At 63.9% G+C, this 21,418-nt stretch carries 16 protein-coding genes; 12 read left to right on the top strand and 4 right to left on the bottom strand.

All coding sequences use genetic code 11. The features are described 5' to 3' along the window. Positions 1–10 precede the first annotated feature (10 nt). The gene (locus tag H6678_08855) at positions 11–856 is read right to left on the bottom strand and encodes a 4Fe-4S binding protein (protein MCB9473905.1); all 846 of its coding nucleotides are present in this window, start codon (positions 854–856) and stop codon (positions 11–13) included. Between the two features lie 505 nt (positions 857–1,361). Between H6678_08855 and H6678_08850 the strand changes: the two genes are divergently transcribed. The 4 genes from H6678_08850 (at position 1,362) to H6678_08835 (ending at position 6,275) form a co-directional block, all read left to right on the top strand. After that, positions 1,362–2,462 (top strand): FAD:protein FMN transferase, encoded by a 1,101-nt coding sequence (locus H6678_08850; GenBank protein ID MCB9473904.1) that lies wholly within the window; start codon positions 1,362–1,364, stop codon positions 2,460–2,462. Positions 2,463–3,447: 985 nt separating this feature from the next. Continuing rightward, positions 3,448–4,080: a hypothetical protein gene (locus H6678_08845; GenBank protein ID MCB9473903.1), complete on the top strand. Its 633-nt coding sequence runs from the start codon at positions 3,448–3,450 to the stop codon at positions 4,078–4,080. After that, positions 4,065–4,571 (top strand): hypothetical protein, encoded by a 507-nt coding sequence (locus H6678_08840; protein MCB9473902.1) that lies wholly within the window; start codon positions 4,065–4,067, stop codon positions 4,569–4,571. Before H6678_08845 ends, H6678_08840 begins: the two co-directional genes overlap by 16 nt. A 486-nt stretch (positions 4,572–5,057) precedes the next feature. Further along, on the top strand, positions 5,058–6,275 hold the full coding sequence (locus H6678_08835; GenBank protein ID MCB9473901.1) for a T9SS type A sorting domain-containing protein: 1,218 nt from the start codon (positions 5,058–5,060) through the stop codon (positions 6,273–6,275). Between the two features lie 442 nt (positions 6,276–6,717). Here the strand turns inward: H6678_08835 and H6678_08830 are convergent, their stop codons facing one another. The 3 genes from H6678_08830 to nifJ all read right to left on the bottom strand — a co-directional run bounded on the left by H6678_08830 (position 6,718) and on the right by nifJ (position 13,734). Continuing rightward, on the bottom strand, positions 6,718–8,754 hold the full coding sequence (locus H6678_08830) for a T9SS type A sorting domain-containing protein (GenBank protein ID MCB9473900.1): 2,037 nt from the start codon (positions 8,752–8,754) through the stop codon (positions 6,718–6,720). Between the two features lie 398 nt (positions 8,755–9,152). After that, the gene (locus H6678_08825) at positions 9,153–10,145 is read right to left on the bottom strand and encodes a dihydroorotate dehydrogenase-like protein (GenBank protein MCB9473899.1); all 993 of its coding nucleotides are present in this window, start codon (positions 10,143–10,145) and stop codon (positions 9,153–9,155) included. A gap of 1 nt (position 10,146) precedes the next feature. Beyond that, a complete protein-coding gene (gene nifJ, locus H6678_08820; GenBank protein MCB9473898.1) occupies positions 10,147–13,734 on the bottom strand; it encodes a pyruvate:ferredoxin (flavodoxin) oxidoreductase in 3,588 nt (1,195 codons plus the stop codon). A 199-nt stretch (positions 13,735–13,933) separates the two neighbouring features. Here nifJ and purU point away from each other — a divergent pair, with 199 nt between their 5' ends. The 8 genes from purU to H6678_08780 all read left to right on the top strand — a co-directional run bounded on the left by purU (position 13,934) and on the right by H6678_08780 (position 21,362). Further along, complete coding sequence (gene purU, locus H6678_08815) at positions 13,934–14,800, top strand: formyltetrahydrofolate deformylase (protein ID MCB9473897.1); 867 nt, start codon at positions 13,934–13,936, stop codon at positions 14,798–14,800. Between the two features lie 139 nt (positions 14,801–14,939). Continuing rightward, positions 14,940–16,958: a hypothetical protein gene (locus tag H6678_08810; GenBank protein MCB9473896.1), complete on the top strand. Its 2,019-nt coding sequence runs from the start codon at positions 14,940–14,942 to the stop codon at positions 16,956–16,958. Positions 16,959–17,093: 135 nt separating this feature from the next. Beyond that, positions 17,094–17,333, top strand: coding sequence for a hypothetical protein (locus H6678_08805; GenBank protein MCB9473895.1), 240 nt, complete (start codon positions 17,094–17,096; stop codon positions 17,331–17,333). Between the two features lie 18 nt (positions 17,334–17,351). After that, positions 17,352–17,768 (top strand): redoxin domain-containing protein, encoded by a 417-nt coding sequence (locus H6678_08800; protein ID MCB9473894.1) that lies wholly within the window; start codon positions 17,352–17,354, stop codon positions 17,766–17,768. Between the two features lie 105 nt (positions 17,769–17,873). Continuing rightward, a complete protein-coding gene (locus H6678_08795) occupies positions 17,874–18,881 on the top strand; it encodes a spondin domain-containing protein (GenBank protein MCB9473893.1) in 1,008 nt (335 codons plus the stop codon). 270 nt (positions 18,882–19,151) lie between these two features. Beyond that, positions 19,152–19,703 (top strand): MarR family transcriptional regulator, encoded by a 552-nt coding sequence (locus H6678_08790; protein MCB9473892.1) that lies wholly within the window; start codon positions 19,152–19,154, stop codon positions 19,701–19,703. 7 nt (positions 19,704–19,710) lie between these two features. Beyond that, the gene (locus tag H6678_08785) at positions 19,711–20,196 is read left to right on the top strand and encodes a GNAT family N-acetyltransferase (protein ID MCB9473891.1); all 486 of its coding nucleotides are present in this window, start codon (positions 19,711–19,713) and stop codon (positions 20,194–20,196) included. After that, entirely contained in the window at positions 20,193–21,362 is a 1,170-nt protein-coding gene (locus H6678_08780) for an alanine racemase (GenBank protein ID MCB9473890.1), read from the top strand. The genes H6678_08785 and H6678_08780 overlap by 4 nt, the downstream gene beginning before the upstream one ends. Positions 21,363–21,418: the final 56 nt, after the last annotated feature.

The following is a 21,418-nucleotide window of genomic DNA, read 5'->3' as shown; positions in this document are numbered from 1 at the left end:
TCCTGTCTTGTCAGCCGATGGGCAGGGCCCGGTCTCTCAACACGGGTTTTGCCGCCAGGCCTTTGCGGAAGACCGTTCCTTCGGACGTCTGCTCCACCCAGAGGATCGCCCCGGTGGGACAGCGCTGGATGGCGGCCTCGCTGGCCTTGTTCATACTGTCGGGGTTCACGACTGCCAGCCCATCTCGGATTTCGATCAATCCGGGGGCCCCGTCGGCGGCACACTTGCCACAGCCCGTGCAGGCCACGTCGCACTCAGCCTCGGCCGCATCTCCGGCCAGCAAACTGTTGCAGGCGACCCAGAGGGCGTTGGCCTGGTCCACGATCGAGAACAGCCGCTTGGGGCAGACCGTCACACAATCGCCGCAGGCCGTGCAGAGGGCTTCGTTCACCACGGGCAGGTCGTGGGCATCCATGGTGATGGCGTTGAAGGTGCAGGCGGTTTCGCAGTCGGCCAGGCCCAGGCAGCCCCAGACACAGCCCTTGCCCCCTCCGGCGACCAGCGAGGCTGCCCGGCAGGTATTCAGTCCACGGTAGTCCACGCGCTGACGGGCGACATTGCTGCCTCCCGCGCAGGCCAGCCGGGCCACGCGCTTGACGGCCTCACCCACACCGACACCCAGGAAGGCGGCGATGCTCTCGCGGCCTTCGGGCGAACTGACCGAGCACCCCGCGGGGCTGCTGACACCTTCCACGAGAGATTCGGCGAAGGCCCGGCAGCCAGGCTTGCCGCAGGCACCGCAATTGGTGCCGGGCAGCATGCCTTCCACCGCGTTGACCCGCGGATCTTCCTCCACCTGCAGCTTGAGACCGGCAACCGCAAGAATGGTGGCCAGCAGAACCCCGATGCCCGCCATCACCAGCGCGGCGGTCAGCAGCACGCTTATGGACATGAGGGTGACCTCCGGGAAGGGCAGGATGCAAATCCCCCGGACCGGCCGGGGGACTGGGGAGTACGGGCTGGGATGAGGCCACCGAAGACGGCGGCGATCGGCAAGGAGGAGTCGGGCATTCCGTTCCTGTTCCAAGCAATTCGACAGGTGAACCTCGGCACTCGCCGGGGCGTCATGTCCTCATACAATGAAAGGCCGGGTTGCCGGCCTTGCAGGGCGCAAGATAACTGCGCGGCGATGCAGCCGGGGTTGACACAGATCATGTGAACGGGGTCATTTGCCGACTGAGATGTGCGATTCACGCTACAATACGGGGCGCCATTCGCAGGGATCGACGGGTTCCACCCCAAGTCGGACACCCGTGGCACAAGTGCCCAGCAGGTGTGGGGTTCCCCGGTCGTGGTTTGGCGCCCGCGCGACTCAGTCCTACCTTGGGGGCCGTCGCCACTCATCAACGCGGGAGCCACCCATGCCGTCCATCCAGAAACGTCAACGCCGCCTGTGGATCTGGAGCACCATCGTGGTGGCCCTGCTGATCCTGTTCTTCCGGGCACTGGAGCGGCGCGAGCTCAAACCCGCCACGGTGCTGCTGGAAGGCCAGACCATGGGCACCACCTGGCACATCCGGCTGGGCGACTGGCCCGCCGTACTGGACGACTCCAGCCTGAAGGAGAAGCTCCAGCGCGAGATCGATGCTGTGCTGGTGCGGATCAGCGCGTCGCTCTCGGCCTGGGATGAGCGCAGCGTGCTGAGCGCCTTCAACGCGGCGCGCGCCGATTCGCTGGTGGAAATGGATGAGGACTTCCAGCGGGTGCTGGAGGCTGCCGTGCAATGGCAGCGCGCCACCGGCGGTGCGTTCGATCCCACCGTGGCACCGCTGGTCACGCTCTGGGGCTTCGGTGTCGACGGTGCCAGCGTTTCCCCGACGGACGAAGAACTGGACGCCGCGCGAGCCCTGACCGGCATGGATCAACTGATCACCGAACCGATGCCTGGCGGCGTGGGACTGACCAAACGCCAGGACGGCGTGATGCTGGATGTGAACGCCATTGCCCCGGGCTACGCAGTGGACGTGCTGGCCCGCCTGCTGCGCGAGCGTGGCGCGCGCAATTTCACCGTGGAGATCGGCGGCGAGCTGATCGTGGAAGGCACCCGCCCCGAAGGCGGTCCATGGCATATCGGTGTGGAAGCCCCCATCGAAGGCATGCCCCCCGGCGACGGACGCTGGATCACGGTGCTGGGTCTCGACCATGGCGCGGTGGCCACCTCAGGCTCCTACCGCAACTACGTGCGCCGCCAGGAAGGCCAGTTGCCCCACATCCTTGACCCGCGCACGGGTCGCCCGATCCAGACCAGCCTGGTATCCGTGACCGTGATCGCCCCCGACTGCACGGCCGCCGACGCCCTGGCCACCGCCTGCATGGTGCTGGGTTACCAGGACGGCATGGCCATGGTGGAGCGCATGGCCGGCGTCGAAGCCCTCTTCGTGCTCCAGGACCCCTCCGGCGGTTTCCAGCAGATCAGCAGTCCCGGCATTGCCGCATTGGAGCTGGTCGCTCAGACAGACTAGCGCTGCCGCGGGCTCTCCTCCTCGTACTCACTATGGATCACTCTCGCTGCGGCGAGGGTCCCCTGCGCGGGGGGCGCTCTCTACCTTTTCTTCGCGAAGAAAAGGTAGACCAAAAGAAGGCTCAGCAGGCCTCGCGCCGCGCAAACTTGGCCCGCGCTGCGGTCCTTCGGGCCAAGCGCGGCGGCCCACGTGAATGCCCGACCGTTCCGTCTCGATGGTTCCGCCACCGGCGTCACCGCTGCGGAAGTGACACAATCAGTGTCATCCCCGTGAAAGGGGCGCACAGCATGTGGCGCCCAGAATGGGGATCCCGAGCGGTTACACCGAAACTCATTCGCGTTCGGAACTGCTGTGCGCCGGACGGTGTGCGTGTCACGGATGCTTTCGCCGGTCGCCGGCAATGCACTCCCCTGCGCGGGGGGCGCTCTCTACCTTTTCTTCGCGAAGAAAAGGTAGACCAAAAGAAGGCTCAGCAGACCTCGCGCCGCGCAAACTTGGCCCGCGCTGCGGTCCTTCGGGCCAAGCGCGGCGGCCCAGGCTCCCTGCTCGACCGTCCCTGCTCGACCGTCCCGTCTCGATGGTTCCGCCACCGGCGTCACCGCGGCGGAAGTGACACAATCAGTGTCATCCCCGTGAAAGGGGCGCACAGCATGTGTCGCCCAGAATGGGGATCCCGATCGGTTACACCGAACAACCAGTTTCTCGCACATCATCGCGACCATCCAACTCTTCGCTTTGGGCTGTTGATGGCGTGCCCCTGCGGGGCGGTTCATGTGACGCTTCCCCCGTTGGGTGGGCAAAGCGCAGCGTGCCCACCAACACACTTGGATGCCAATGCACACCGCCCCCCACCAAGCCCCGAATGGGGCATCGTACATCCATAGCCCGTGGGGAATCCACGGGCGGACGCGGATGCCCGACACATTGGGATCCCGGCACAGGGAGGATCAGGGCGGCGGTTGATGGAACCGTCAAGCTGGTCCACATGGCGACGTTCGAAGGGGCCGTCGCCTCGTGCAAGGGGGTTTCGACCGTCTCGTCCGCCATCTCGTCCACCATCTCGTCCGCCACCTCGTCCGCGGTTTCGTCGGACGACAAGGCGGTCGAGGTGTCGGTCGTTGGGACCGTCATGCTCTTGAACAGGGCGACGGTCGAAAGGACCGTCACCCTATTGATGATGTCCAGGAAGGTTGATGGGCACCGCCAGCGGACTCTGCCCATCCTGCAAGAAGCTCCGTCCAATTGCATGATTTCCCCGCACATGATCCAGATCCAGCACCCGGGAGCGTCATTCGTTAAACTGGGCGCGTCATTCTGCATTGCCGCAAATCTGAATTGGGAGTCGGTCATGCCCATATGGGTCGTGTTGCTGTGGCTGATGTGTGCCGGGGCCGGATCGGCGGCGGTCCTGCGGGTGCCTGCGGACTTCCCCGGTGTGCAACAGGCCATGGATGCCAGTCAGGCAGGGGACACAGTGCGCGTGGATCGCGGGGTGTGGACCGGGCTGCTGGACAGCCCGGCCCACACCTTGCTTTTCTGTTCCAACTACCCCTTCACCAGGATTCCACGGACATCGCGGAAACCATCCTGGACGGGGAACATGTGGGCACGATCCTGACGGTCCACACCGGTGCTGCGGAACTGCTGACCATCCGGGGCCTAACATTTTGGCGCGGGCAAGGACACCGGGATGCTCCATACACATACCAGGTCCGTGCGGGTGCGGTCCAGATGGGCTCCGGAGTAAGTAGTGCTGTCTTCGAAGATGTGGTATTTGCCGATTGCAGGGCTCCTGACAAGGCGTCGATCCTGTTCCATGGTGTGTACGGGCAGGATTGGTACTCCACCGGATCCCTGACCCTGAGACGCATTCACTGCCGCGGTACACAGGTCGAAACCACGGTGTTCCCGGCCCATGCCTTTCAGATCCACGCCACTCAAAGCCGCTTGATTGTGGATGGTTTCTACTGGGATGGTGGGGGTACCGATTGCCCAGTCCTGAAACAGTTTCACAGTGATATGGACTCCTTGGCATTGTCGAATGTTCGAATCGTCAACTGTACGGGAAATGCGGAACTGCGCTGGTATGGCTTCACCCCAACGAAATAACTCATCCATTTGCCAACATCTACTCGGAAGGCTGCTATCTGAGTTTCAAAAGGCGTGGCGAAGGAACCGATGGATCAACCATGGTGGTCCGGAACATCGAGATCACTGGATGTGATTCCACGAATCGTCTGACCGCAGCCACCCCAAACGTTGCCCCTGTCATGTTCGACGGTGTCCATGTGCATCACAACCGGATGGGACAACGATGAGTCCAGCATGATCTATCTTTTCTCCAGATACTGATAATGGCACTGAACTGCGCAACCTGAGTTTCCACGACAACATCCAGGGCGACAGCACCAACGCGGCGTTCAACCATCCCCACCCCTTCATCTCTCTGACGCGGTGTGACCTGATCGATGCCAGCATCCGCAACAACGCTGTGATCATGCCCCCCGACCCGGACGTCGGTGATACCCCGGCAGTTGCACCGGTTTACAACGCGCCATGGTCTGGATGGCCTGGGGAAATCGCAGGCTGGAGAATGTGCTTTTCGAGAACAACCGTGTGGACGATCTGGATGTCTACACGGATGTCTGGCCAGAGTATGAGCCTGGTGAAAACGAGGGGCGCGAATTCATGGCCTGGTCGGTGGATACGATGGTCGTTCGAAATCTGACGGTGCGCAACAGCCGAATGGACAATCCCATTCCGGAAGTGAGCGCCAGCGATGGCATTGGGTACTCAGGCCCTGGATTCACTGTATGGTTGAATTCGGACTATCTGGATGCAAGGGGAATTCTGCTGGAGAACTGTGACGATGGAGGAATCTGGTTCGGCAGCCAAGGTCTGATCGAAGGTGCGATTCTTCGAAATGTAAAGCGAACTGCATTCGGCATCACCGGAAACTCAGGGTCAAGGGTTCTGCGGAATGTCCATGTGGAGAATATGCTTGGCGGCGCGAACTGGTTGCCACTCGACCAACGACACTACAGCAAGCAAGCGTTTATCTGGGCGTGGGGTGAAAGCCAGAATCTGACCCCGACAATCGAGTTGGACAATGTGACGGTTGTTGGCTGCAGCAACATCCGACACCTGATCAACTTGTGGAATCCGGCCACTTTGATTGTGCGCAACAGCGTGTTTCACGACAACGAGTACGACCAGTGGATTGAGCTCGAAGAACCCACTTCCCAATCCTGGGAGTACAACATCGTCCAGGAACCGGTACCAGGTAGCGGCAACCAAGTCGGAGTCAATCCGCTGTTCGATGAGGAGTTGGGCGCCCCTTGGCTCGCGCCCATCTCCCCGGCCATTGACGCCGGCCACCCGGACGAATCCTACAACGACATCGAAGACCCCGACAACCCCGGATTCGCCCTCTGGCCCAGCCAGGGCACCTTGCGCAACGACATCGGCTACACCGGTGGACCCCATGCGGGCACGCTGGATCACCTGGTGGCCGTGCGTGCACCGCTCAAGGAACCTCAGGCGCATCCGGGCAGCTTCGAACTGCGGCCGGCGTTCCCCAATCCCTTCAATCCCGTGACCACTCTGGGCTATGTCCTCAACCGCCCGCTGCAGGTTGAACTGTCCGTATACAATGTGCTGGGGCAGAAGGTGCGGACACTCGTTTCCGAACTGGAGAGCGCGGGCGAGCACCATGTGCGATGGGATGCCAGTGACTTGGCCAGCGGGGTGTACATCGTGGAGCTTGCCGCAGGCGTTGATTCGCGGACGCAGAAGCTCCTGCTGCTGAAATAGGACGCCCCGCAGGGGCACTGTTTCCTCAGCCCAAAGCGAAGCTTTGGGTTGTGTCGCATTCATCATTCCACACATCATCTGCGCCAAGCCACACATGGCCCCCATCCCATCACGCCTTCGGCGTGCCTTCCCCCGCTGGCGCGAGGGAAGGTGATCATGGCTTCGCCCCGGCACACAATCGCTGCCAGCCAAGCCCCGAATGGGGCATCACACATCCGTAGCCCGTGGGGAATCCACGGGCGGACATGTGGGACCTTGCTTGTCAGGCTTTTGTGCTGCGGGCATGGAGGCCGTCACGCGGGGCAAGACACTTCTGGTCCATTATGACGCGAATGGTTACGATCCCCCGCTGATGCGAGTGAAGGAATCACTGCCATGCCGGTTGCACCCTGCGATCCATGTCGACACGGCGCCACTTTCTGTTGACACCGCGCGGCCACCCTCAGCGAACGAGCAGTGCTTTGGCTGTCGCCGACGCCCCGTCCGCCCCTTCCAGGCGCATCAGATACATGCCAGACGCCACATTCTGCCCGGCGCTGTTGCGTCCGTCCCAGCGGATCTGGTGATGTCCCGCGGGCAGGGCGCCAAGATCCAGCGAGCACACAAGGCGCCCGCTGATGTCATGCACGGTCAGAGTCACGGGCCCGGGACGACGTATCTCGAATGTCACCAGGGTGGATGGGTTGAAGGGGTTCGGCGAAAGGGATTCGATGTGCAGAGTGGTGGTGACAGGTTGCACGCGGTCTTCCATCTCCGGCACCCCCGTCGCATGGGACCGGATGCCGATGCTGGCGAACTGCCCTGCCGCGAGTGCCACAAAACCCGTGTTCGGCTCCGGGACCGTGCATTTGCCTTCTTCATCGCTGCCCCAGGCCACGATGGAACCGTCGGCTTTCAGCCCCAGACTGTGCCCAGTGCCACACGAGATCGCCACAAAATCCGTGTTGGGCGCTGGAACGTTGCATTCGCCGTATTCATTCCGTCCCCAGGCAATGATGGACCCATCCGACTTCAGGCCCAGACTGTGGGTATGGCAACCCGAAACGGCCACGAAACCGGTATTGGGTGCCGGGATGGTGCATTGGCCGTCGTCATTCAATCCCCAGGCCACGATGGATCCATTGGCCTTGAGGCCCAGACTGTGAGCCGTGCCACAGGCTATGGCCACAAAATCCGTGCTGGGTTCCGGCAACGTTGACTGGCCATGCTCGTTGTCTCCCCAGGCAACCAGGGACCCATCCACCTTTAGACCCAGATTGTGATCGCCTCCTCCCGCCACAGCCACAAAACCTGTGTTGGGTTCCGGGACATCGCACTGGCCATTCGAGTTGCTTCCCCAGGCAACAATGGATCCATCGGCCTTGAGGCCCACGGTGTGACCATAGCCCTCAGCGGTGGATACAAAGTCCACATTGGGCTCCGGGACGTCGCACTGGCCCGACCAGTTTGCTCCCAGAACCACGATGGACCCATTTTCCTTCAAGCATGGAAAGTTCCATACACCTTGTGCAACCGACACGAAGCCGACATTCGGCACCGGCACATTGCACTGATACTGGTCATTCGATCCCCAGATCGCGACGGTCCCGTCTGACTTCATGCCCAGGCTGTGTCTGGCGCCCGCTGACAACACCTCGAAATCCGAATTCGGTTCCGGCACGTTGCACTGGCCATCGTTGTTGGAGCCCCAGGCCACGATGGAACCATCGGCCTTGAGGCCCAGATTGTGATATCCGCCCGCTGCGATCGCCACGAATCCCGTGTTGGGTTCAGGGAGCTCCAACTGGCCGAAATTGTTGTCTCCCCATGCCACGATGGAGCCATCGGCCTTGAGGCCCAGGCTGTGTGTCTCACCCCCGGCCAGCGCCACGAAGTCCGTATTGGGCTCCGGGACATCGCACTCACCATTGGAATTCCACCCCCAGGCCGCGACCGATCCCTCGGCCCTGAGGCCCAGACAGTGATACGTGCCACTGGCGATGGACACGAAGTCCGTGTTGGGTTCGGGAACGGAAAAATGGCCAGCACTGTCGGTTCCCCACACCACGATGGAACTGTCAGCCTTGAGGCCCATGCTGTATGTCTCGCCTGCGGCAACGGCCACAAAGTCCGTGTTGGGTTCCGGCACATCGCACTCGCCATACAGATTGGAGCCCCAGGCGACGATGGACCCATCGTGCGTGAGACCCAGGCACTGATACATGCCGCCCGCGATGGCTGCATAGCCAGTGTTGGGGTCCGGAGGCGTGCTGATGCCATACCAGTTCGCACCCCAGGCCACGATGGAACCATTGTCCGAGATGCCCAGGTTGTGATAGCTGCCCGCCGACAATGCCACGAGGCCTTCCAATGCATCCGGCTCCACCACGACCATGCCGCCCCAGCTGACAAGGGAACCGCTGTCCTGTGCGAGGACCGGACACGTCGTGAGGATCGGGGCAAGACACAACAGGCAGAAAGTGATGGCGGGCTTCTTCATGATCGTGGCCTCATGTCTGGTCTTCTGCTGATGCACCTGTGAACTCATGTTTGGCCTGGCGAACTGCACGGTCGCACAACAGCATTCTGATCCGTTTGTAAGAATTGCTCGAATCCTGTTTCCAATCAAAGACGGATGGCGACCTCGAGGGTCGGTAAGCAGTCTTGCAGGACCGCTGTGCACCACGTCTCAAGCTCTCACGCAAGCTGCATGCCACAAAGCCTGCGGGAAGATTGAAGTGTTCAGGTCAAAGAGTCGTCATCTCCACGAAACGGGGCGGCCAGCATGGGGACCATTGCATGGCGACCCGCTTCCGCGAGGATGTCGGAGTCCTGCAGTACGACACGAGGCCGCCGGTAGAACCGACGGCCTCGTGGGACACACGGAAGAAATGGAACCTACAGGATGTAGGAGGAAAGCACCTTGAGGTAGTTGGCACGCTCGAAGGCGTTGGGGTTGGCCACGGCCTGCTGGCTCATGCTGCCTTGCATCTGGCTGATGGACTCGTATTCCTTGCGCTCCATCCAGTGCTGCATCTCCTCGAGCACGCGGCCCAGGTGGCCGATGCCGTTGCGCAGCAGGGCCGAGGTCAGCATGGCCACGCGCGCGCCGGCCATCATGCACTTGAGGGCGTCCTGACCGGTGTGCACACCGCCCGTGATGCCCAGGTCCAGACCCGTGCGACCATGCAGGATCGCGGTCCAGCGCAGGCGCAGCAGCAGCTCGTCGGAACGGCTGAGGTGCAGGCTGGGCTGGATCTCGAGGTTCTCCAGATCGAAGTCGGGCTGGTAGAAGCGATTGAAGAGCACCAGGCCATTGATCTGTTCGTTCTCGAGGCGCCGGGCCATGTTGGCGAAACCGCTGAAGTAGGGACCCAGTTTCATTGCCAGCGGCAGACGCACCACGGCGCGCAGCTCGCGGGCAAGAAAGACATAGAGTTTCTCCACGTCCTCGCCGCTCTGGCTGGGATCGGTGGGAATGTGATACGCATTCAGCTCCAGGGCCGCGGCTCCCGCCTGCTCCAGTTGCTTGGCGATCTGGATCCAGCCACCGCTCGAGACGCCGTTGAGGCTGGCGATCACGGGAATCTCCAGGCTCTCGCTGGCGGCACGCAGCAGTTCCAGATAACTGTCCACGCCCAGACTCAGCTCGCCCGGGTCGGGGAAATAGCTCATCACTTCGGAGTAGCTTTCGCTGCCACGGCGCAGGGCGCTGTCCAGTTCGCGGCTTTCGGCGTTGATCTGCTCCTCGAAGAGGCTGTGCAGCACGATCGCGCCCGCACCCGCGTCTTCCATCCGGCGCAGGTTGTCCAGGCTGTCGCACAGCGGTGAGGGCGAGACGACCAGGGGATTGCGCAATGTCAGGCCGAGCCAGGTGGTGTTCATGTTCATGCTATGCATCCTTGTTTCCCGAGTCGGGGGTCTCGCCGTGTCCGGGCATGCCGGCCAGATCGCGCAGATCGGCCCAGCGCTCGGCCACGTCGTGTTCGGCCTTCAGCAGCAACTCCGCGGCGCGTTCCTTGCGGGCGTGCACCAGCATGGTGTAGCGGCTCTCGTTGTAGATGTACTGCTTCAGCGGAATGCTGCCTTCCTTGCTGTCCAGCTGCACCGGGTTCAGGCCCTGGGCGGCGCGACGCGGGTCGTGACGGAAGAGGGGCCAGTAACCGCTCTGCACCGCCAGCTTCTGCTGGTCCATGCCGTGTTTCAGGTCGAAGCCGTGGGCGATGCAGTGGCTGTAGGCGATGATCAGGCTGGGGCCATTCCAGCTCTCGGCTTCCAGCAGCACCTTGGCCGTGTGGGCGTCGTTGGCGCCCATGGCCACCCGGGCCACGTAGACATTCTCGTAGTGCATCGCCATCCGGGCCAGGTCCTTGCGGCCCCGGTCCTTGCCTCCGGCGGCGAATTTGGCCACCGCGGCGCGCGGGGTGGCCTTGGAGGCCTGACCGCCCGTGTTGGAGTACACTTCGGTGTCCAGTACCATGATGTTGACATTGGCGCCGCTGGAAAGCACCTGGTCGACGCCGCCGTAGCCGATGTCGTAGGCCCAGCCATCGCCGCCGATGATCCAGACCGACTTGCGCACCAGCTTGTCGGCCAGGCTCAGCAGGTCGGAGGCACCCGGGTTGTCCAGTCCGGCCAGGGCGGACTTGAGCTGTATCACACGCTCACGCTGGGCATTCAGATCCACTTCCGTTTCCTGCGGGGCATTCAGGATCGCTTCCGCCAATTCCTCTCCAACCACCGGAGCGAAGCGGGTCAGCAGCTCGCTGGCATAGGCGGTCTGGCGGTCGATGCAGAGGCGCATGCCCAGTCCGAATTCGGCATTGTCCTCGAAGAGGCTGTTGGCCCAGGCCGGACCGCGCCCTTCGTGATTGGCCGCCCAGGGCGTGGTGGGCAGGTTGCCCCCGTAGATCGAGCTGCAGCCGGTGGCGTTGGCCACCACGGCGCGATCGCCGAAGAGCTGGGTCATCAGTTTCAGGTAGGGTGTCTCACCGCAGCCCGCGCAGGCTCCGCTGAACTCGAAGAGCGGCTGCAGCAGCTGGATGTCCTTCACCGCGTGATGCTTGAGGGCACCGCGATCCATTTCGGGAATGGACTCGAAGAATTCCCAATTGGCCTTCTCCGCCGCCAGCAGGGGCAGCTTGTCTTCCATGTTGATCGCCTTGCGGCCCACGGCACTCTTGTTCTTGGCCGGGCAGACCTCGACACACAGGCTGCAGCCGGTGCAATCCTCGGGAGCCACCTGCAGGGTGTAGCGCCGTTCCTTGTGCTCGGGCCACTTGGGCGTGGTGTGCAGGAAGGACTCGGGAGCACCGGCCAGCTCCTGCACGCTGGGCAGCTTGGCACGGATCACGGCATGCGGACAGACCAGCACGCATTTTCCGCACTGGATGCAGACATCGGGATCCCAGACCGGAATCTCGTTGGCGATGTCGCGTTTCTCGAAGCGCGTGGTGCCCACGGGCCAGGTGCCGTCGGCGGGAATGGCCGAGACCGGAAGAGCGTCGCCGCGGCCGGCGATGATCTCGGCCGTGACACGGCGCACGAATTCGTCGGCTTCGCCGTGGATCGCATCCTTCATCTCGATGGCGCTGCTGACCTTGAGCGGCAGCTCGACCCGGTGCAGGTGCGCGAGCGAGGCATCCACGGCCTCGAAATTGCGACGCACCAGTTCGTCACCGCGCTTGCCGTAGGTCTTCTCGATGCTGTGCTTGATGGCCTGAATGGCTTCGTCACGGGGCAGCACACCGCTGATCGCGAAGAAGCAGGTCTGCATCACGGTATTGATGCGCCCGCCCATGCCCGCGTCCTTGGCCACCTGCACCGCGTCGATCACGTGCAGCTCGATCTTCTTCTCCAGCAGGGTGCGCTGCACGCTGCGCGGCAGCTTGTCCCAGATCTGGTCGGCCGGCCAGGGAGTGTTGAGCAGGAAGGTGGCACCCGGGGCGGCCACCGCCAGCATGTCGATGCTCTCGAGGAACTGGGGCTGGTGGCAGGCCACGAAACCCGCGCTGTCGATCAGCCAGGGCTTGCGGATCTCCTTGGGACCGAAGCGCAGGTGCGATGTGGTCATCGAACCGGACTTCTTCGAGTCGTAGACGAAATACCCCTGGGCGTGGTTGTCGGTGTTCTCGCCAATGATCTTGATCGAGTTCTTGTTGGCACCCACAGTGCCGTCGCTGCCCAGCCCGTAGAACACGGCGCGTGTGGCCAGCGTGTCCTCCACCCGGAATTCGCGGTCCACGTCCAGGCTGCTGAAGGTCAGGTCGTCCGTGATGCCCACGGTGAAGTGGGTGCGCCGGTTGTCCTTCTGCAGTTCGTCGAAGACGGCCTTGACCATCGCCGGGGTGAACTCCTTGGACGAGAGGCCATAACGCCCGCCGGTGACCACCGGAGCCTTGGTGAAGGGCGCACGGCCCTGCTGGACCATTTCATCAATTGCGGTGCGCACATCCAGATAGAGCGGGTCGCCGGGAGCCCCCGGTTCCTTGACCCGGTCGAGCACGGCGATGCGCTGCACGCTGGCGGGCAGCAGCGAGACGAAGGTTTCCACCGCGAAGGGCCGGTAGAGCCGCACCGTCAGGCAGCCCAGCTTGTGGCCCTGGGCGTTCAGGGCTTCCACGGCGGCCTGCACGGTCTGGGAGCCCGAGCCCATGATCACGATCAGATCGGTGGCGTCGGCCGCGCCGTGATACTCGAAGATCCGGTACTGGCGCCCGGTGATCTTCCCGAAGCGCTCCATCACATCACTGACGATGGTGGGACAGGCGTTGACCCAGGGATTGACCGTCTCGCGCCCCTGGAAGTACACGTCCGGGTTCTGGGCCGTGCCGCGCAACACGGGCCTGTCGGGAGTCAGTCCGCGCGCGCGGTGCTCGAGCACGAAGCGCTCGTCCAGCAGTTCGCGCAGCTCCTCGCGCCCCAGCGAGGTGATCTTGGCCACCTCGTGCGAGGTGCGGAAGCCGTCGAAGAAATGCAGGAAGGGAATCCGCGACTCCAGGCTGGCCACATGGGCCACCGCAGCCATGTCCTGGGCTTCCTGGACACTGTTGGCGGCCAGCATCGCGAAGCCCGTCGAGCGCACGCTCATCACGTCGCTGTGGTCTCCGAAGATCGAAAGAGCCTGGGCGGCCAGCGAGCGGGCGGCCACATGGATCACGGCGGGCGTCAGTTCGCCGGCGATCTTGAACATGTTGGGCAGCATCAGCAGCAGCCCCTGGCTGGCGGTGAAGGTGGTGGCCAGAGCGCCCGCCTGCAGCGCGCCGTGCAGGGCGCCGGCGGCCCCGGCTTCGCTCTGCAGTTCTTCCACGTGGGGCACGGTGCCCCAGAGATTGGGCTTGCCTTCCGAGGCCCACTGGTCGGCCCATTCCCCCATCGACGAAGCGGGGGTGATCGGATAGATGGCAATCACTTCGTTCAGCAGGTAGGCGACCCGGGCCGCGGCCTCGTTGCCATCCAGCATCAGTTGTCTGCGTTCCATGCGTGCCTCTTATGTACAGTTGCTTGTGAACCCGGTCGTGGGGAGAGTCCCCGAAAGACCGGCCCAAAATGGCACCTTGAGCGGGCGGCCCACTTGATCAATCTCAGGTGGAGAATTGACAGCCGCGTGAGGGGCAGTCCGGATGGCCCCCTCGCCAGCCGATATGACAGGCTGCATCAAGCCCATGAAAGGAATCCACATGCCCCGCCCGCGCAATACCGCCGTTCTCCTGATCCACTGCCAGGATTCTCCCGGCCTGATCGCCCGCGTGACCGGTTGGATCCAGCGGCATGGCGGCAACATCCTCGATCTGGATGAGCATGTCGACCAGTCCGAGGGCCTGTTCTGCATGCGCGTGGAGTGGGGTCTGGCGGGGTTTTCGCTGGTGGATGATGCCTTCGTGCAGGCCTTTGACGAGGAACTGGCGGGCCCGCTGCGCATGCACTGGCAGCTGCAGATGCCCGGCAAGCGCCAGCGCATGGCGATCTTCGTGACCAAACAGGCTCATTGCATCTACGACCTGCTGGCCCGCTGGCAATCGGGTGAACTGGACTGCGACATCCCGCTGGTGATCAGCAACCATCGTCACCTGGAGCGGGTGGCCCAGCAGTTCGGTGTCCGCTTCGAATGCCTTGATCCCCAGGAGCTGGGGCGCACGCAGCTGGAACAGCGCCAGCAGGCATTGCTCGAGGAATGTGCCATCGACCTGGTGGTGCTGGCACGTTACATGCAGATTGTGTCAGCGGAATTCCTGGCCCGCTGGCACCACCGGGTGATCAACATCCACCACAGTTTCCTGCCGGCGTTTCCCGGCGCCCGGCCCTATCACAGTGCGCTTGAGCGGGGCGTGAAGCTGATCGGGGCCACCGCGCACTATGTGACGAAGGAACTGGATGCCGGTCCGATCATCGAACAGGAAGTGACCCGGGTCAGCCATCGCGACGACGTGCACGACCTGATCCGCAAGGGCCGCGACCTGGAACAGCTGGTGCTGGCACGGGCCGTGCACCAACATCTTTCCGCCAAGGTGCTGACCGTGGGCAACCGCACCGTCGTCTTCGACTGAGCGCGACGCGGGGTGGCCCGCCGCGGCCCGGATGAATCCTGTTCACTTCCCGCTTGCCTTTTGCCCGCCTGAAATGTCTCTTCCCCCCTTCGACACAGTCACGCTCCATGTCATTGCCAGGCGGTCCCCGATGAGTCTCATGCCACTGCTCCACTCCATGCTGCTGCTGCTCGCTCTCGCGCCCGGTCTGCGCGCCGAAGGCAGCGTGAGCGGCTGGGGACGCTGGATCGTGCAACCCCAGGCGGCCCTGCAGAACCTGCACAGCCTGGACGGGGGTCAGATCCACAGCCTGGCCCTGCGCCAGGACAGCACTCTGGTGGCCTGGGGCAACGATGAACTGGGCCAGTGTCGCCTGCCCAGTCCCAACAGCGGCTTCATCGCGGCCAGCGCCGGCTTCAACCACAATCTGGCCCTGCGCGCCGATGGCAGCCTCGTGGCCTGGGGGGACAACACGGAAGGCCAGTGTGATCTGCCCCAGCCCAACTCGGCCTTCACGGCCGTGGCCGGTGGCGGACGCCACAGCCTGGCCCTCAAGGCCGATGGCTCGCTGCGCGCCTGGGGCAACAACAGTCTGGGGCAGTGCACACTGCCGGTGCCCAACACGGGGTTCATCGCCATCTCCTGCGGCGAGGATCACAGCCTGGCCCTCAAGGCCAACGGCAGCATCGAGGCCTGGGGTTACAACAGCTCGGGACAGTGCGATGTGCCCGAACCCAACAGCGGATTCATCGCGATTGCCGCTGGTCTGGATCACAATCTGGGCTTGAAGAGTGACGGCAGCGTGGTAGCCTGGGGATTGAACAACTGGGGCCAGACCGATGTACCTGTGATCGATGAGGCCGTGGTGGCCCTTTCGGCGGGCAATCTGCACAGCATGGTGCTGACGGCTTCGGGCACTCTGGTGGCCTGGGGTCTGGGCAGCGCGGGGCCCAGCCGCATGCCGGAGCCCGCGTCGGGTTATGGCGCCGTGGCCGCGGGCGGGTCCCATTGTCTGGCTCTGCGCACGGATGGCAGTGCCGTTCTCTGGGGCAGCAACACGGACAGCCAGTGCAATGTGCCTGCGCCCAACACGGAGATCGAGGCCCTGGCCGCCGGCGAGAATCACGTGCTGGCTCTGGGAGCCGATGGGGTGATCCGGGCCTGGGGTGTCAACAGCGAGGCCCAGTGCAACGTGCCCTCGCCCAATTCGTCCTTTGTCGGGGTGGCGGCCGGTCTGGATCACAGCCTGGGCCTGAAGGCCAATGGTTCGGTCGTGGGCTGGGGCTGGAATGAGCAGGGACAGTGCACGCCCCCCGCGCCCAATCAGGATTTCATCGCGATTGCCGCCGGCGGGCTGCACAGTCTGGGTCTGAAAGCCGATGGCTCGGTGGTGAGCTGGGGCGACGACAACTGGGGGCTGAACACACTGCCCCAGCCCAACAGCGGCTTCGTGGCCATTGCCTGCGGGACCTACCACAACATGGCCCTGCGCGGCAATGGCAGCATCGTGGCCTGGGGCAGCAACCTGGCGGGCCAGTGCACCCTGCCCGCGAACAACTCGGGCTTCGCCTTCATCGCGGCCGGGGCGTCACACAGCCTGGCGATCCGCAGCAACGGCAGCGTGGAAGGCTGGGGCGCCAATCTCTTCGGGCAGTGCACGCCCCCGGAGCCCAATACGGGTTTCGTGGCCGTGGCCGGGGGCGGCTGGCACACCGTGGGTCTCAAGGCCGACGGCCAGCTGCTGGCCTGGGGCCGCAACCAGTACGAGCAGTGCAGCCTGCCCGATCCCGATGGATCCTACGATCTGATCGCGGCGGGCAGCAATACCAGTTTTGGCGTCGACGGCACACCGGTCACGGCCGTGGAACCCACTCCAGCGGTGGTGCCCCGGAATGGCTGGGCACCCGTGATCCATGCCCTGGTGCCCAACCCCTTCAACCCTTCCACGCGCGTGGAGCTGGAGCTGCGGCGCGCCGACCACCTGCGCCTGCGCGTGCACGACCTGCGCGGAGCCCGCGTGCGCGAACTGGATCTGGGCCCGCGTGCGGCAGGCCTGCACAGCGTGACCTGGGATGGTCGCGACGACCGGGGACGCGAGCTGGCCTCGGGTCTGTATCTGCTGCAACTTGTGGGACAGAGCGGTCAATCGGCCACGGTGCGCGCCCTGCTGGTGCGCTGAGTTTCCCCGGCTCGTCCCAGCTTCCGGCCATGCCGCGCGTGTCCGGACCATGGCAATCGAATGTAATCTGTCCGGACGAGACAGGCACAGGACCGCCCCATCAGTCACTCATCCCGGCTTCAAGGAGATTTACACATGCACCGCCCCTTCTCCATCAGGGTGGCAGCGCTGCTGATCCTGCTCTGCTGCCAATCCTGGGTCCTGGCAGAGAGCGCCCCGCAAGCCGCCCCGAGCGCCGGTGAAATCTGCCCGATCCTGGTCGGGCAGACCGTGCCGGCGCTGGAGGTGCTGGATCTGGACAGTACCCGGGTGCTGCTGAACGACTCCTTCGCGGCCGCACCCACGGTGCTGGTGATCTATCGCGGAGGGTGGTGACCCTGGTGCAACCGCCAGTTGGCGGACCTGCAGAGCATCCAGGGCACGCTGGACTCCCTGGGCTTCCAGATCCTGGCGCTCAGTCCCGATCGCCCCGGCATGCTGGCCCCGGTGCGCGAGCGCCACGAGCTGGGCTATCGCCTGTTCTCGGATTGCGCGATGCACGCGGCCAGCGCTCTGGGTCTGGCATTTCACGTGGATGACGAGACCGTCACGCGCTATCTGGGCTGGGGCATTGACCTGGAAGCCGATTCCGGCCACGCCCACCACCTGCTGCCCGTGCCGGCTGTCCTGTTGCTGGATCCTGCGGGAACGGTGGCCTTCAGCTACATCAATCCCGACTACAAACGACGCCTCGATGGGCAATTGCTGCTGGCAGCGGCCCGCTCCTGCTTGCGGCAGTGGGCCGAGGATGAAAACGGGACAAAACCGTGAGATGTTCGTGATCTCCGCGTGATCTTCGCACCGTATCCTGTCCCTCGACACACAGCACCCCCGCGGCTGGGGGAATGGTACGAGGAACAGCATACGGAGAACACCATGTCACACCGCCTCTTGCTTCACACACTGCCCGTTCTGGCTTTGAGCCTGTCCGCGGCGGCAACGTCTCTGACGATCACCATCGAGAACCTCTCACCCATGGACGGAACCTGGACCACGCCCTTCTGGGTGGGCATCCATGACGGAACCTTCGATGTCTTTGATGGCGGAGCCCCCGCGTCGATGTCCGTGGAACGTTTTGCCGAGGATGGCAATTCGGGCCCGCTGATGGCCGATTTCTCCGGCAGTGGCAGTGGGCAATTGCAGGCCACCCTGGTGAGTGACTCGGGCATACCGCCCCTGGCACCCGGCGAAACGGCCACCATGGTGGTGGACGTGGACGGCGACACCCCCAGCGGCCAGTACCTCAGCTTCTTCGCGATGATCCTGCCCAGCAATGACGCCTTCGTGGGCAACGAGGATCCCATGGCACACAGGGTCTTCAATGGGGCCGGTCAGTTCCAGCCTCTGGAGCTGATGCTTCAGGGCGGCGCGATCATGGACGCCGGCACCGAACTGAATGACGAGCTTCCCGCGCACACCGCCTTCTTCGGGCAGAACAGTCCCGACACGGGGGTGTCCGAAAGCATGCCCATCGGGATGCACGCCGGGTATCTGCCCGCAGGCAGCGGTGGCATCCTGGACGATCCGATGTTCGCCGCGGCCGATTTCACCCAGAGCGCCTATCCCCTGCTGAGGATCCGGGTCGCGCGGACCGCCGTCTCGGCCACCGAAGACATCCCGGCCAACTTCAGTCTGGCCCCCGCCTGGCCCAATCCTTTCAATCCCAGCACGACTCTGGCCTTCAGCCTGGCCGAGACCGCGCCCGTGCGCCTGGCCGTGTACAATCTGGCCGGGCAGCAGGTGGCCCTGCTCCAGGACGGGCTGCTGTCCGGTGGCGAGCACCGCGTTGTCTTTGACGCCACCGGCCTGGCCAGTGGGATGTATCTGGCCAGCCTGAACTCGGGTGGACAGGTGCAGACCCAGCGTCTGGTTCTGATCAAATGACCCGACGATTCCGGGCGGAGCGGCCGTACGGAATCCGGAATCCCCTTGCCCGGTCGACGCGACGCGTCGGCCGGGCTTTTCATTGTATTGGGCTCTGTCTCGCCGAATTTTCCTTTGTGCCCAAAGGCTTGATGGCATGGACAGCCCCCGCCAATCCAAATTCATCCGACTGATATTGATGGATTTGACAAAACTCACTCACTGGTTCAGTTCCAGTTTGCATGCCAGCCTGCGGGAAAATACTTTGTGCCCTAACTATTCCGGAGTGCCATGAGCCCCCAACATCAGGCCAGCCAGGATATTCTCCGGGTGCTGCGCCGCATCACACGAGCCATCGAGCTGCACAGCCACACCCTGATCCAGCGGCATGGAGTCACGGTTCCCCAATTGCTGGTGCTGCAGGCGCTGCGCGAGCCTCGCGAGCTCAGCGCGGGCGAGCTGGCACGCCGGGTACACCTGAGCCAGGGCACGATCACCGACCTGCTGATCCGGCTGGAAAAACGCTCGCTGATCGTGCGCCTGCGCGACGAAAGCGATCGCCGGAGAATCCAGGTGCGGCTCACGCCCGAAGGCGAAGCCCTGGTCGACGAGGCGCCGCCCCTGCTGCACGACCGCTTCCTCGTGCAACTTGAAGGACTGGCCGACTGGGAACGCACCCAGATGCTGGCCACGCTGGAACGCGTGGCGTCCATGATGCAGGCCGACCAGCTGGAAGTGGCCCCCCTGCTTGTGCCCGGCCCGATCGGCAACACGGGAGCCCCGCCCGCACAGGACACAGCCGGTTCCATGCCGTCCACAACGGCGTACCCACTGAAGAATTGAGGTGACCATGAGTGACAAGACAGCCCAGGGCGGCGACGCTCCCCTGGAATTCCTGAAGATCGAGCGCGAAGCCGATCTCCCCCAGTGGGCCAACCGCTCCACACTGGAGCGCTTTCTGCACGACGAAATGACACCCTACCAGGACCCACCCGAAGCCATCGCACTGGCACTGGACGACTGCTTCCACCAGGCCGAGGGACACGGTGGCTTCGCCATGCTCTGCCGCGCGGAAAGTCGGCTGGCCGGTGTCTGCATCATGCTGCGCACGGGCATGCGCGCCTACGTCCCCGAATGGCTGCTGCTGATGATCGGGGTCGAGTCGGGTCTGCGCGGACGCGGCATCGGGGGCAAGCTGGCCCGACGCTGTCTGGCGGAGACCGGGACCGGCGTCAAGCTGCACGTGGAAGAGAGCAACCCGGCCCGCCACCTCTATGAACGGCTGGGATTCCGTGTGCGCTACGCGGAAATGCGCTACGTGCCGAGCGACTCGTGAACCGGATCACGATCAACCTGGAGGCGCTCCAGCACAACATCCGCACGGTGGATGGCTGGATGCGCGCCCATCAGGCCTCCTGGACCCTGGTCTGCAAGGTCCTCTGTGGACACGAGCCCACCCTGGCCGCGCTGAAATCGCTGGGCGTGCGCTCGATCGCCGACAGCCGCCTGCTGAATCTGGAAGCACTTCCCCGCACGGGTGATCCGGTGGAAACCTGGTATCTGCGCCTGCCCCACTTTCCCGCCCTCAAGGACATCGTGCGGCTGGCCAGCGCCAGCCTCAACACGGAAATCGAGATCATCGAAGCCCTTGACGCCGAGGCCCGGCGCCAGAACACGGTGCACCGGGTGGTGATCATGATCGAGATGGGCGACCTGCGCGAGGGCATCCTGCCCAGTTCGCTGATCGCGTACTACGAGCGTCTGCTCTCCCTGAAGAATGTGCAGGTGCTGGGCATTGGCGCCAACCTGGGCTGTCTCTCGGGTGCGGTACCCAACCCCGAGCACCTGACCCAGCTGGCACTCTACAAGGAACTGCTGGAACTGAAGTTCAAGCACCGGATGGCGATGATCTCGGGCGGATCCAGCTCCCTGCTGCCCCTGCTGCTCGAGAATCGTGTGCCCCGGGCGGTGAATCACTTCCGCATCGGAGACTCCGTCTTCCTGGGCTCCGACCTGATCAATGGCGGCACCCTGGCCGGCCTGCGGGACGATGCCTTCACCGTGGAAGCCGACATCGTGGAGATCAAGGAAAAGAGCCTGGTGCCGCTGGGCGAAACCACCAGCATGTCCCCCTTCGCCAGCCTGCAGCCCGACGAGCACAGCCCCGGCCAGCGTGGCTACCGGGCCATCGTGACCGTGGGCCAGGTGGACACCGAAGTCAGCGGCCTGACCCCGCTGGATCCCAACCATCAACTGGCCGGTGCCAGCAGCGATCTGGCCGTGATCAATCTGGGGCCCGATCCCGGGGAGCTCAAGGTGGGTGACACAATCCGCTTCCGGCCCTCCTATGGCGCGCTCGTGCGACTGATGATGGGCAAGTACATCGACAAGGAACTGCTGCCCGATCCCGGCATCTTCCAGGCACAGCTCTCCCGGCACGCCACCACCTCGCTGCCGCCCGTGATCGACGAGACCTTCAACCAGCCGGAAGCCGCACTCTGAATCAGACGCTGTACATCGAGTGGGGCATCATCATTGCCTATGTGACCTTCATCGTG

It is taken from the genome of Candidatus Delongbacteria bacterium (assembly GCA_020634015.1).
GTDB lineage: Bacteria > CAIWAD01 > CAIWAD01 > CAIWAD01 > CAIWAD01 > JACKCN01.
The sequence above is the reverse complement of the archived record's forward strand: the minus strand, read 5'-3'. Positions and strand labels throughout refer to the sequence as shown.